General features: G+C 34.9%; 12 protein-coding genes and 1 riboswitch. Of the genes, 4 read left to right on the top strand and 8 right to left on the bottom strand.

Annotated elements, in window-relative coordinates:
* Positions 1–88: 88 nt before the first annotated feature.
* Positions 89–778 carry a response regulator transcription factor gene (locus BM305_RS02205; protein WP_092559431.1) on the bottom strand — a complete coding sequence of 230 codons (690 nt, stop codon included), beginning with the start codon at positions 776–778 and terminating at the stop codon, positions 89–91.
* 14 nt (positions 779–792) lie between these two features.
* Positions 793–2337 (bottom strand): HAMP domain-containing sensor histidine kinase, encoded by a 1545-nt coding sequence (locus BM305_RS02200; protein WP_092559068.1) that lies wholly within the window; start codon positions 2335–2337, stop codon positions 793–795.
* A 168-nt stretch (positions 2338–2505) separates the two neighbouring features.
* Positions 2506–2601, top strand: a riboswitch (SAM riboswitch).
* 160 nt (positions 2602–2761) lie between these two features.
* On the opposite strand from BM305_RS02200, the gene metK reads away from it, so the two are divergent.
* Together metK and BM305_RS02190 are read left to right on the top strand one after the other, a co-directional pair.
* Positions 2762–3961, top strand: a complete 1200-nt coding sequence (metK, locus tag BM305_RS02195) for a methionine adenosyltransferase (protein ID WP_092559067.1) — start codon at positions 2762–2764, stop codon at positions 3959–3961.
* 118 nt (positions 3962–4079) lie between these two features.
* Positions 4080–5159, top strand: coding sequence for an HD-GYP domain-containing protein (locus BM305_RS02190; RefSeq protein WP_092559066.1), 1080 nt, complete (start codon positions 4080–4082; stop codon positions 5157–5159).
* Positions 5160–5214: 55 nt separating this feature from the next.
* On the opposite strand, the gene BM305_RS02185 is transcribed toward BM305_RS02190, so the two are convergent.
* The 4 genes from BM305_RS02185 to BM305_RS02170 form a co-directional block, all read right to left on the bottom strand.
* The gene (locus BM305_RS02185) at positions 5215–6513 is read right to left on the bottom strand and encodes a UDP-N-acetylglucosamine 1-carboxyvinyltransferase (protein WP_092559065.1); all 1299 of its coding nucleotides are present in this window, start codon (positions 6511–6513) and stop codon (positions 5215–5217) included.
* A 119-nt stretch (positions 6514–6632) separates the two neighbouring features.
* Positions 6633–7157 (bottom strand): shikimate kinase, encoded by a 525-nt coding sequence (locus tag BM305_RS02180; RefSeq protein ID WP_330393403.1) that lies wholly within the window; start codon positions 7155–7157, stop codon positions 6633–6635.
* A complete protein-coding gene (locus tag BM305_RS02175; RefSeq protein WP_092559064.1) occupies positions 7135–8994 on the bottom strand; it encodes an ATP-dependent nuclease in 1860 nt (619 codons plus the stop codon). The genes BM305_RS02180 and BM305_RS02175 overlap by 23 nt, the downstream gene beginning before the upstream one ends.
* Positions 8995–8998: 4 nt before the next feature.
* Positions 8999–9574 carry a flavin reductase family protein gene (locus tag BM305_RS02170; protein WP_092559063.1) on the bottom strand — a complete coding sequence of 192 codons (576 nt, stop codon included), beginning with the start codon at positions 9572–9574 and terminating at the stop codon, positions 8999–9001.
* A gap of 78 nt (positions 9575–9652) precedes the next feature.
* Here BM305_RS02170 and BM305_RS02165 point away from each other — a divergent pair, with 78 nt between their 5' ends.
* Positions 9653–9997: an Ig-like domain-containing domain gene (locus tag BM305_RS02165; RefSeq protein ID WP_092559062.1), complete on the top strand. Its 345-nt coding sequence runs from the start codon at positions 9653–9655 to the stop codon at positions 9995–9997.
* A gap of 9 nt (positions 9998–10006) precedes the next feature.
* Here the strand turns inward: BM305_RS02165 and BM305_RS02160 are convergent, their stop codons facing one another.
* A complete protein-coding gene (locus BM305_RS02160; protein WP_092559061.1) occupies positions 10007–11659 on the bottom strand; it encodes a putative manganese-dependent inorganic diphosphatase in 1653 nt (550 codons plus the stop codon).
* Positions 11660–11682: 23 nt separating this feature from the next.
* On the bottom strand, positions 11683–12993 hold the full coding sequence (locus BM305_RS02155) for a tetratricopeptide repeat protein (protein WP_092559060.1): 1311 nt from the start codon (positions 12991–12993) through the stop codon (positions 11683–11685).
* A gap of 194 nt (positions 12994–13187) precedes the next feature.
* Between BM305_RS02155 and BM305_RS02150 the strand changes: the two genes are divergently transcribed.
* On the top strand, positions 13188–14162 hold the full coding sequence (locus BM305_RS02150; RefSeq protein WP_092559059.1) for a ComEC/Rec2 family competence protein: 975 nt from the start codon (positions 13188–13190) through the stop codon (positions 14160–14162).
* The last annotated feature ends 4 nt before the right edge of the window (positions 14163–14166 follow it).

Genomic DNA, 14166 nt, shown 5'->3' with positions numbered 1-14166 from the left:
ATGAGGATAATCTCACAAGTTACATTTGTCATATAATCCAGATTGTATTTGTAACATTTTATTCTCCATACCATGAAAAATGTAATAGTTATACTTTAAATCGGTACCCTACTCCCCAAATCGTTTCTATATATTGCGGCTTTGCTGTATTCACTTCAATTTTTTCACGTATTTTTTTGATATGGACAGTTACTGTTGCAATATCTCCGACGGATTCCATATCCCATATATTTTTAAACAACTCTTCTTTGGTAAAAACTCTATTGGGATTTTCTGCTAAAAATGTAAGTAAATCAAACTCTTTTGTTGTAAAAATCTTTTCTTCCTCATTGATATATACCCTTCGATCTGTCTTATCAATTTTAATTCCTCTAATCTCAATACTATCGTTTTGCTTCACATTAGAACCAATTAATCTTTCGTAACGTGCCAGGTGTGCCTTTACTCTTGCCACAAGCTCGCTTGGACTAAATGGTTTAGTCATATAATCATCTGCTCCCAGTCCCAGTCCTCTGATTTTATCAATATCATCTTTCTTTGCAGAAACCATAATTACCGGAATATTCTTTACCTCACGAATTTTTTTACATATTTCAAATCCATCTACATTAGGAAGCATTAAATCTAATACAATTAAATCACATTCCTCCTTCAGTGCCTTCTCTAGTCCGGCATCTCCTGTCACTTCAATTGAAACTTCAAATCCACTTAGCTCTAGATAGTCTTTCTCTAGCTCCGCTATTGCTAACTCATCTTCAATAATTAAAATTTTGCTCATCTTTTTCTCCCTTTCTACCATTTCACATCACCCATCCGCCGGTTGGTTTTGTTAAGTACAGTATAGTTTTCATCTTCCTGTTCCTCCCTTGCCTGCTTCAGCGTAAAGGAAATACTGGTTCCTTCTCCTTCTTTACTTTCAGCCCATATTATGCCGCCATGATCCATAATAATTTTCTTAGATATAGCTAAACCCAAGCCGCTTCCTCCTTTTGAAGAGTTCCTTGAGGCATCTGTCCGATAAAATCTTTCAAAAATTTTTGTCAAGTCTTTTTCTCCAATTCCTTTCCCATTATCAGATATAGTAATTGAAACCATATTTTCAGTCTCCTTAATAATTACTTTAATCTGACCCTGCTCTTTATCAATATATTTTACGGCATTTCCCATAATATTATTAATAACTCTCTTCAGCTGCTCCACGTCTGCGATCATTTCCAGCCCATGATGTGCATAATTAAAATACTTAAGTGCTATATTTTTTACTTCCAAATCCAGCTGCCAGTCATTAATACAATCGCTAAAATATTGTTCCACATTCACTTTCACAAAATTATACGGAACAGTGTTACAGTCAATTTTTGTATAAAAGGATAACTCATCTACTAAATGGGTTATGTCATTGGTTTTTGTGTAAATTGTCTTTACATAACGTTCCATTTTATCAGGGGTATCTGCAACCCCGTCAATAATGCCTTCCGCATATCCCCGTATAGCTGTTAAAGGTGTTTTCAAATCGTGGGAAATGTTGCTAATCAAAACCCGCATCTCTTCCTCACTGGCAAGCCGCTCTTCCATAAGCATTTTGATTCTTTTTCTCATTTCATCAAAATCCTCACACAGCATCCCAATTTCATCATCCGATTCTGCCTGAATTTCAAAATTAAAATCACCATTTTTCATACGGTATATGGAAGTTCTTAAAATATTCAATGGCTGTATCATTCCACGGTAAATCCAAAGCGTCAGTATTAAGGCAGTAAGACAAATAACAATAATAATTGATACCAGCAGTTTAACGCTGCTTGATTTCACCTGTGGCAATAATGTGTTTACATCTGTCAATATATATAAACAACCCTTGCTATTATCAGTATAGTAAAAATCAAATTTACGTATTAAATATGGCTGTAAATTTACCGAATACAGCCCTGCATCGGAATCAGCAGTATAGTTTCCAAACCCCGGAAGTATCGTTTCAACCTCCTTATACTTTTCTCTGTTTCCAATATATACTGCCTCCTCCTCCTTTTTAACTACGATAAAGGAATGCCTGCTTTTCAATTCTTCATTGACCGTACTTACATAATCTACATTATCTAGCAGTGAAGGATCTGACAGGATATCATCCTTTACTTCACAAAAGATATCCTTAATTACATCATTTAAAGCTACAACCGGATTCATTAATACAATATAATTATCCGTATCAATGTTGTAATCATGCCGTATAGAACTCATTGTATAATATAGGATTGCTCCTGTCGTAGTGGTTATCAAAAAAAGTGGCAGTGAAATAATAATTACAAATGACATAACAAGTCGATTTCTAATTTTCATTTTGATGAACAATCCCTCCTATTCTTATTATAACCTTTTTCTATTTTTCAACTGGCTATTGCTTAATTTTATCACATAGTGTCATTTGGAACAACTATGGAATTTTACTCCTTGACATCTTTCAACAGAACTTGTACAATAATTGTATAAAGCTATAGTATATTATTTCTCTTATTTAGAGTGGCGGAGAGTTAAGGCTCTATGAAGTCACGGCAACCCCTTTGTGGAAGGTGCCAATCTGAGCGAGTAATCGAACAATAAGAGGATTTGAGATAATGTTTCAAGTCCATCTTGTTGATGGACTTATTTTTTTACAAAAACAGTATTTGTTTTCCTTTTGTTTTGACACAAATTGGATATCATTACGAATCGCTGTTACAATTCGGGAAATAATATGGATATAGTACTATAAGGAGGAAATGAAATGGAAAAATTATTATTTACATCTGAATCTGTTACGGAAGGTCATCCTGATAAAATCTGTGACCAGATATCTGACTCTATTTTGGATGCTCTTTTGGAACAAGATCCAATGAGCCGTGTTGCATGTGAAACAGCTATTACTACAGGTTTAGTTCTTGTAATGGGAGAGGTAACCACAAAAGGTTATGTTGATATTCAAAAAATTGTAAGGGAAACAATTAAGAATATAGGCTACGACCAATCTGACAAGGGTTTTGATGCTGGTACCTGTGGTGTTATTGTTGCACTAGATGAACAATCAACGGATATTGCCATGGGTGTTGATAAAGCTCTTGAAGCAAAAGCACAAACAGAACTGGATTATTCTGATGAGCAGATTGAAGCCATTGGTGCTGGTGATCAGGGAATGATGTTTGGCTTTGCATCCAATGAAACAGAAGAATTTATGCCATATCCTATCGCCCTTGCTCATAAATTAACACGCAAGCTTAGTGAAGTTCGTAAGGATGGTACATTAGCTTACCTTCGTCCAGATGGAAAATCTCAGGTTACAGTTGAATATGATGAGAATGGTAAGGCTGTCCACATTGATGCCATTGTCATTTCTTCACAACATGCAGCAGACGTTTCCCAGGAACAGATTCATGCAGATGTAAAAAAATATGTAATTGATACTGTAGTCCCTTCTGAACTAGTAGATGATCAAACTAAAATTTTTATTAATCCTACAGGCCGTTTTGTAATTGGTGGTCCTAATGGCGACAGTGGGTTAACTGGAAGAAAAATTATTGTTGACACCTACGGCGGATATGCCCGTCACGGCGGTGGTGCATTTTCAGGGAAAGATTGTACAAAAGTAGACCGTTCTGCTGCTTATGCAGCAAGATACGTAGCAAAAAACATTGTTGCTTCTGGTCTTGCAGATAAATGTGAAATACAGCTTTCCTATGCAATTGGAGTTGCTCAGCCTACTTCTATTATGGTGGATACTTTTGGCACAGGAAAACTATCTAATACTAAATTAGTTGAGATTATTCGTACTAATTTTGATTTACGTCCTGCCGGAATTATTAAAATGCTCGACCTAAGAAGACCTATTTATAAACAGACTGCTGCGTATGGACATTTTGGAAGAAATGACCTTAATCTTCCTTGGGAAAAGCTTGATAAAGTTGAATTGTTGAAGAATTATTTATCTTAATAAAATAAATTATTTTATTGCAGAATTTGTTGACAGAACCCTTTTCTTTACCTATACTTAAAGTATATAGGTACGCAGTTTGTACTCATTTTGATGGAGAAGGATAGTAGGTGAAACAATGAAAACAAAACGTATATTAACCACACAAGCTAGACCAGGAATGATTGTAGCAGAGGATGTTTATACTTTTAATAATCAGTTAATTATAGCTAAAAACACTACGCTTACTAATCGAGCAATTACCAGACTTAATTTTTATTCTATTACGGATTTCAGAATTTTATTGGATGAACTAGAACCTATAAAGATGGATCAGAATGTTTCTTTTTCTGAAGAAATCAAGCGTACTCCGGAATTCAAGAAATTTGATGTCAAATTAGCTGAGTCTGTTGATATGCTAAAACATATGCTAAATGATTTTATAAATGAAGGCACTATGAATTTTGATTTTAATCTTTTACTAGAAAATACAAAAGAATTACTTGCCGAAAGCCGTAATGGAATACACATTTTTCATATGCTTCAATGTATGCGTGATTATGATGATTTAACGTTTGTTCATTCCGTTAATGTTGCACTTATTTCTAATGTAATAGGAAAATGGATGAATATCTCGAATAATGATTTAGATATTTTAACTTTATCTGGTTTGCTTCATGACATTGGAAAACTACTTGTTCCTCAGGATATTTTAACTAAACCAAGTACTTTATCAGAAGAAGAGTATACCATTATTAAAACTCATTCTATGAAGGGTTATGAATTAATTAAAGATCAGAACTGTGATATGCGTGTTAAATTAAGTGTTTTAATGCACCATGAAAGGTGTGACGGCAGCGGTTACCCAAGTCATCTGCCAAGCTCTAAGATTATTGAATTTGCTAAAATCATAGCAATTGCAGATACCTATGATGCAATGACATCTGCCAGGGTATACCGTGCACCTATGTGTCCATTTGAAGTAATTAATATTTTTGAGTCGGAAGGACTTCAAAAGTACGATCCACAGATACTAATTACGTTCTTACAAGGTACTGCTGAAACTTATATTCACAGCAATGTTGTATTGAGTGATGGACAAGAAGGTGTTATTGTTCTAATTAATAAAAATAATCTTTCACGACCAATTATTAAGGTAAAAGAAGAGTTTATTGATTTATCAAAACGACATGATTTATACATAACCTCAATGGTTTAATTTCATGTAAACAACCACACTTATAAAAGAGAGCCTGTTAACAGGCTCTCTTTCTTTAACTTATTTTTAATTTGAATTTCTGTATTGCTCTCTCATCTTCCATATCAACCTTATCCATATGTGCACCAAGAGCTTTCATTTTTCCTTCAAAATCTTCATATCCCCGCTCCACATATTCAATATGGTCTATGACTGTATATCCTTCTGCTACAAGCCCAGCAACTACTAACGCTGCTCCTGCTCTTAAGTCTGGTGCACTAACTACGGCTCCTGTTATCTTTTCAACACCATCAATAATTGCGGTATTTCCTTCTACCTTAATGTTAGTACCCATTCTCGCCAGTTCATCCACATATTTAAATCTGTTTTCAAAAATACTTTCTGTAACTATACTTGTTCCTTTGGATAAAGCCAGCAGCATGCTGATTTGCGGCTGCATATCTGTTGGAAAACCTGGGTATGGCAGCGTTTTTACATGGGTATTTCCTAATCGCTCATTCGCAAATACATGCACTGCATCATCTAATTCTTCTACACATGCACCCATTTCCTCTAGCTTAGCCGTAATGGCCTCTAAATGCTTTGGAATTACATTACGTATTACTACATCGCCCTTTGTAGCAGCGGCCGCTATCATAAAAGTTCCTGCTTCAATTTGATCAGGAATAATTGAATATTCACTTCCATGCAAAGACTGGACACCAGTAATACGAATTACATCTGTACCTGCACCTTTAACATTAGCGCCCATGCTGTTAAGAAAGTTTGCAACATCTACAATATGAGGCTCCTTTGCCGCATTTTCAATTAACGTTTTTCCTTCTGCCATACATGCCGCAAGCATAATATTAATTGTCGCGCCAACACTAACAACATCAAGATAAATATGATTTCCTCTCAATACTTCTGCATTCGTGTCAATCATACCCTGTTCTATCTTAACCGTTGCACCTAATGCTTTAAATCCTTTAATATGCTGGTCAATCGGACGGCTTCCAATATTGCAGCCTCCTGGCAGTGCAACCTGCCCTTTCTTATATTTTCCTAATAATGCACCTAACAAATAATAAGAAGCCCTGATTTTCCTGATATATTCGTAATCAATACTAATGGAACTGATGCCTTTTCCATTTATTTTAACAACGTGTTTGCCTACACGCTCGACTTTTGCTCCTATACCCTCCATGGCTTGCAATAATACATTAATATCACGAACATCGGGCAAATTATCAATTGTTACCGTCTCATCCGTCATAATGGCTGCAGCCAGAATACCTAATGCTGCATTCTTTGCACCACTTATATTCACTTCACCCTTCAGGGGCTTTCCACCTTTGATTATATATTGTTCCATCGTACACCTCAAACAAATCAATAATGATTTTTTTATTCGTGAATTTGCACAAATCTATTCTAATAATTTGTATATTTTGCAATCCTTATTTATTATACCATAAAGCTTTCAATTGTAAATTATAATTTTAATTTTTCTTTTATTACAAACATCAATTCTTCTACATTATAACCTTCTGCATCTGCCACAACATGAGCATACTTTTCATAAAGTGGGCATCTTTCCATATAAAGTTCCTCAAAACTTTGATTTTTTCTTAGCACTACCCCCCTTTTCTTTATATCGCCAAGTCTCTTTTTCAATGTAGACATACTTAGCTTTATGTATACAATGGTTGCAATGCTGCGAAGATGCTCCATTGCCTTTTCGCCATAAACTACACTGCCTCCTGTGGCGATTACGCACTGTTGGCAATCTATGCTGCAATTTACATCCTCTTCAATTTGAATAAACTTATCTAATCCTTGTTCTGCAATAATATCTTTTAAAAGCTTTTTTTCTCTTTGTTGTATTAGCAAATCGGAATCAATAAACTGATATCCGATTACCTTTGCCAATACAACTCCCACCGTACTTTTACCTGCTCCTGGCATACCAACCAAAACAATGTTATTCAAGTCACTATTTCCTCCGTCTGTTTTCAAAATAGACAAAATTATCGATTGCCTTCAGTATATCATCAAATGTCTCTGGTGGTGCCACATCAATATACTTTTTTAATATTTCTGTTTCCGCATCACCACGGTACTTGCTATAAAAAATATCATACAAATTATGTCCTCTGACATAAGTTTTAATTAATTCCATATTTTTTTTCAAATCTTCTTTTGTATTAATTCTCAGGTTAAAATTTTTAATCAGCCGTTTTGTACTGCCTAACTTATAAAGATAGTCTTTGTATTTTTTAAAAAGAATATTATAAAATTCTTCTACACTTTTTACCACTCCGATTTTTGCCATGATAACTGGGTCAAGAAAATAATTTTCAAAAGAGTAATATTTTAGAATTAATACATTTTTAGGCGTTACTCTTGGCAGATTTCCCACATCTTCCTTTGCCCTCTGGCTATAATAACTGCACAGTTGTTTCACTAAATGCTTCGGATTCTTTCCATCGCTGTCCCGAATCATCAAAAACTGATCCTTTAAATACAGTTTATTAATATATTTTAAGTTAGCATATGTTTTGATATTTGTACAGCTATTTGTTGGGATAATGGAGATTCTCTGAATCTTTCCTTCCTCATCATAAATTTCTGAGTAATACTTTTCCAGTAATAGCGGTAAACGGTTTCCATCCTGCTTTCCTTCTACAATAAATACAAAGCTTACATTTAAAATATCATTTGCTGTATACCCTAAATCATCTAAAATTTCATCTACATCTGTCTGCTCATTTATGGTTGTATAATATTCTTCGTCCAAAACAACCTGCTTAATTTGTTTAGATGAAAAATTGAATATCATATTAGGAGAATGAGTAGAAAAAATAACCTGATTCTTTTTTGATAAACGAAACAAAATTTCACTAGCTGTTTTTTGTAATTGAGGGTGGAGATAAATCTCAGGATCCTCAATTATAATAATACATGGTATGGTGTTTTCTTCATCTATATACGCCTCTAGAAGAGACAACGCATAAATACTCCTTAAACCTTCACTTAATGTCTGAATGGAACCTATCGTCTTACGATTGCGGTTATATACTTTTGTTTCAATTTGAACTAGTTCCTTCGCATTAAAATTTACCTCATAGCTGATTTCATAAGAATTACTGCCATTTAGTTTAAAATAATGATTTAATTTTTCCGTAAACTGACTTATATTCATATGAAACAGCTTATACTCCATCAGCCTTGCCGTCTCATATAATGTAAGATCTTCTGGTGTCTTTTGGTTAATTTGTTCAATGCATTGAAAGCAGCGGTTACATTTTTTTGCTTTATCGTAAATACAAATATTTTCCATTAACTCATTTAGTGACTCCTTGTCATAAAAACTTAACACTTCACTCTGTAGTGCGTCCAGATTTCTTGCTTGATCAATATGATAAGTTTTCGGAAAAATCATTGGAATATATAAATTACTTTTCTTCCCTCCATCACTGTATTTTATGTTACCATTTGCATTTATAATACACACAAAAGAAAGCACTCCATCTATAAAGGAAGGTAGTTTATTTTTAAAATCTTTTTCCCACGCCTCATACTTTCTGTACTTACTTACCATTCCTTTCTGGTGGAACATGCTTAAATCTTCTTCTGTGAACTCTACTTCCATGCCAATTTCAATATTATCTTCAATCCGGTTAAAATCCGTTTTACTCACCTTGTATTCACCAGATACTACCCGTATTGCATCAATTACAACCGTTTTTCCTGTATTATTCTTGCCGACTAAAATCATTGCATTGTCAACATCCTGTATCTTCAGTTCCCGAATAGATTTAAAATTTTTAATAAATAACCCGCTTATTTTCACACAATCAACGACCTTTCCCCTTCTTTTTTACAGAATATCCAAAGCTCCCTAATAATTTTCCCATATTATAATATTCACCATGAGAATAAATTAATAAATCAGAGCGATTCAATTCAAATTTTCCTTTTGCATCTAAATAAGATTCTTCCACATTTACGCCAAGAACGTCTGCAATAAACATATGATGAGAGCCCAGTTTTTTTACCTCTTTCACCTTACATTCTATGCTGACAGGACATTGGGCTATGAGAGGTGCTTTTACCTTATTTGCCTTCTCTGGCGTAAGCTTCGTCCTTGCAAATTTATTTTCTTTTCTTCCCGATCGAACCCCACAATAATCCACTTCTTTCACAAGCTTTTTCGTAGTCAGGTTAATTACAAACTCTCCTGTTTTTTTAATTAGATCATACGAATACCTCTCTGGTCTTACTGAAATATAAACCATTGCTGGATTGGTACAAATAGTTCCTGTCCATGCAACAGTAAAAGCATTTACCTCTTCTCCAAAAATCCCACAGGACACTAATACTGCTGGTAAAGGATATAACATATTACCAGGCTTCCAAAATTGTTTTGCCATTCTATACTCCTTAATTTTGTATCATTATATATACTTTTCACCTTATTTATATTATAATAACTAAAGAGAGGTGATAGTATGAATTCATCAAGATATTTAAATATTGAATCTGTTACTCCCGGAATGGAAGAGAAGGTAAAACAAAATATTCGTTTTCGCACTCCAAATTTTATATGGCGCGTAAAATTTAATACTCCTCTTGATCCGGCAACTGTAAATAACCAAAATTTATACGTGACCACTTTAAATAAAACTCCTTTAAAAACATCTATTCGCTATAATACCACCACAAATGAAATTGAAGTAGAACCCCTTGAACATTACAGCGAAAATGAATCTTATCTGCTAAATGTAACTACAAAAGTAAAATCTAAAGGTGGTCAGACTCTTAAGAAACCGATTCAAATACAATTTAAAATCTGAAATTAGTAATTACTCTTTTTGTAACTCTGACATCAGAACAGGAATCAGCTGCTTCTTTCGCGAGACAACACCTTTTAAATAAAGGCTTTCTTCAGAATGAGGCAGCTGAAATGCATTTGCAGAAAGTTCCTTTGCCCCATCTCCTGCCAGTAATAATTCTGTTGACTCTTCCAAAATGTTGGTAAGCATAAAAAACAACATATCTACACCCTGCTCATAAAAAGCTTTATCCATATATGGCAGCAGAATATCTTTAATTCGATCCAGTTCTTCCTGAGACATACTGTTAATCTGCCCTACACCAAAGACCACTTCTCCTGATGTAAATTTTTTAAAATCCTGATAAAATATTTCGTCTGATGACTTATTTTTCAGATTGCTTCCTGCGCGAAACATTTTTACTGCATGTTCTTCTATTTGAATTCCTGCAATTTTTGCAAGCTCTTCCGCAGCAATTTTATCTATTTGGGTACAAGTCGGCGAACGGTACACCAGGGTATCTGATAAAATAGCAGAACACAGCAGACCTGCCGTCTCTGGTTCAATTTCCACACCATTTTCCTTATACATCTGGTAAACGATTGTTGATGTACATCCTACTGGTTGATTCCTAAAGAATACAGGATTAATGGTTTCAATGCTCCCTAACCTGTGATGGTCAATTATTTCTAATAACTCAGCTTCTTCTATCCCCTCAACTGCCTGAGATTTTTCATTATGATCCACCATAATCACCCGCTTTTTCCTTGCATCTAATAAGTTTCTTCTTGAAATCATACCGCACAAACATCCATTATGGTCCAAAATAGGAAAATCCCTATGCCGCTTCTTCGCCATAATTTGACGTATCTCATCAATGTAATCCTCTAATGTAAAAGTAATTAGATTATTCTTGCGCATGAAATACCGGATTGGCATACTCTGATGCATAAGTCTGGCAACAGTATACGTATCATAAGGTGTTTTAATTATAGTACAATTATGACTTTCTGCCAGTTTTGTAATGGTAAAGGAAACCATTGCTCCGTCGCAGACAATAATACATTTTGCATTCATTTCAATTGCACAGAGCTGTGATTCGTAACGGTTTCCAAGGATAACAATGTCACCTTTCTCAATATAGCTTTCCATTAAATCTGGATTTGCTGCTGCTATAAGAACCTTTCCATCACTAATATTCTCCCGGATATCTCCAACAATCATTTCGCCTTCCAGCGTTTCCACTATATTGCTGAAAGAGGTATTTGCCATAGCCAGTATTCTGCTGTCATACACATCCATATACGCTTTTGCAATATCCCCTACGGTAATCACACCTGTTAGCCGGTTATTGGAATCAACCACTGGAAGAGTCACTACATTATTTTCACCTAAAGTTGCCCATGCCTTTTTTAAGGATATATGATCTGACACGCCTTGAATTTCACGAATATCAATATCCTTTACCTGGGTCTTTACATCAGCCACAAAATCTGGTGCCTTTACTCCAAACCGGTCTAATACATACTGGGTTTCTGCGTTAATCTGTCCTGCCCTCTTTGGCACATAGCTTTCTCCTGTAATCTTTTCCTTAAGCCTTGCATAAGATATGGCGGAACAAATAGAATCCGTATCAGGATTTCTATGACCAACTACATATACCGCATGTCTTCCTCTATCCAATCTGACACCTCCTGACAACTTGTCTACATCCTTATAGTATATGCAAAATGCTCTTTAAAATCAAAATGTTCCTCTAAAAATATCTGCATATTTTCTTCTGTATCCTCTAACACTACAACCAGCTCGTCCTCTAATCGTTCCATTAAATCTACAATTGACTGTACAGTAGGAACATAAAGCTGTGATGCTCCTTCTACTAACAAAATACTATTTCTCAATTTTTCCACTCTTTGTTCTAATTGAATACGATTTAAATTTTCACCCTTAATTTTTGCCACCTGGGTTTTTGTAATTACCCCAAGTATTTGTAATGCCTTGGACAGTTTTTTAATAAAATCCATTTTCTCCAGATCATTCTCCCCAATAATCAGAAAATGTGCGCCTGCCTTATTTTCAATTATAGTATACAATATAGGAATTAACTGCTGGCGGACTTCGCTTCGTTTCATAAACTTTCCAAACACCTCATTTAGGTTACAGCTTCCAATAAACTCTGCTGGTAATTCTGTTTCTTCTACTATTTCTGGCTTAGGACTCTCCTGCTTTTTTCTTGCCTTTAGCATATCCTTTACCATGGACTCCTGGATGTTAATAGTAGGTGTCAGTTCCTGTTCCAGTTCATTTTTCAAATCCAGTTGTTTTTGATAAGAAGCAATCTTTATAACCTGGGCGCCAATATCACTTGTGTTGTAAAATAAAGTATCGCTTTCTGGATGAGATCTATGCTGATTTGGATCGTTTAAATCTTCTAAAAAAGATTCTTTTCCACTCACATAATACTTTTTCAGCATTTTTGCTTTTTCCACAATGATTCCTTCACCGAACCAAGTAATCAGATCATTACATTCCTCAATACACTTCTCTGCCATTCCTGCCTTATGGTACAATTTAGCAAGCTCATATCCCCATTCCTCATAGTAATCCACTTTCTTCAGCTTTTCCAATGAATCAATACGAGTTTTATAATCTAGATGCTTTGCCTTGTCAATTAAATACCTTAAAATGTATTGTTCTCCCGCTTCAGGTGCCTTTTCTACATAGTCCTTAAAGCATAATTCTGCCTCGTCTAACCTTCCCGCTTTCATTTCTAAACAAACCAATTGATATAATATCCTTGAGGATGAATTTCTTTCATATATAAGAAGAAGCATTTTTTTTGCTTCGTCATACAGCTTCATAGCACAATATATTTCATAAAAAGCCTTATAGTCCGTCAGACTTTTTACTCGAGTTATGTTTATGGTCTGCAAAATCTCATATGCTCCCATATATTTTTCTTCACTTAGCAATTTGCGAACTTCTGCACACTTTATCTCATTGTCGTATTTACTCATTTAGTACCTCCTTTCGCATTCTTTTGTCGTTTTCATGCAAACCCATTACTCTTTTACCTATAATATTACCATTCCAGACCGTTGAATACAAGACGCATTTGTAAAGAAGCAAAACGCATTTGACAATGTTTTTATTATCTTCTATGATTATATAATAGCCCTAATTTTTTTATGGTATAAAAAGGAGACTACTAATGAAACGTCGTTCAAAACACGTCCAAAAAAAACGGTTTTATTCTATTATTTTTATTATAATTTTATTTCTTTTATTTCGCTATACAGATGTAAAAACTATATTAGAGCAGGCATTGGTTTCCAACGTCTCTACAGAACTTTCCGTACATTTTATTGATGTGGGACAGGGAGACTGCATTTTATTAAAAACCCAGGATAATACTATGCTGATTGACGCAGGGAATAAAGGCGATTTTCCTGTAATTCAAGATTATTTAGCCTCCCAGAATGTAACGAAGCTGGATTATCTTGTTTTGACCCACCCTCATGAGGATCATATTGGTTCTGCTGCAAATATTGTTAAAAACTACAAAATTGGAGCCGTGTACATGACCGATTTTTCTGCTGATACCAAGACTTATCGTTCCTTATTAAAGGCACTTAAGAAAAAGCACTACACCTATGAAATTCCTGCTGTTGGGGAGAGTATTTCATTAGGGGAAGCCATACTTACATTTGTAGGTCCTGTTTCTAGTTATGATAATGCCAATTCTATGTCTCTTGTTATCAGGGCTGTCTTTGGCTCAAATAGCTTTTTATTTACTGGTGATGCGGAAATGGATTCGGAAAAAGATATGATAAACCAGAATTTAAATCTGGAATCTCAGGTTTTAAAGGTTGGGCATCATGGCAGTTCTACTTCTTCCTGTTATGTTTTTTTAAAGGAAGTCAATCCAAAATACGCCGTGATTTCCTGCGGAACAGATAATGATTATGGTCATCCTCACGAGGAATCCATGAGCAGGTTAAATGATGTTGGTGCTTCCGTCTTTCGCACAGATAAGATGGGAACAATTGTTGCTGTCTGCGATGGGAAAGAAATTCGATGGAATCAGAATGGAATGGAAAGTACACAAGAGCATGTGGAGGATATTGTTTTAGATTGGATCAAGAAAGGAACAAATGAATTCAAAAAAATAACTGGGATAGAGTAAACAT

This window comes from Anaeromicropila populeti (genome assembly GCF_900112775.1).
Taxonomy (GTDB): Bacteria; Bacillota; Clostridia; order Lachnospirales; family Lachnospiraceae; genus Anaeromicropila_A; species Anaeromicropila_A populeti.
The sequence above is the reverse complement of the archived record's forward strand: the minus strand, read 5'-3'. Positions and strand labels throughout refer to the sequence as shown.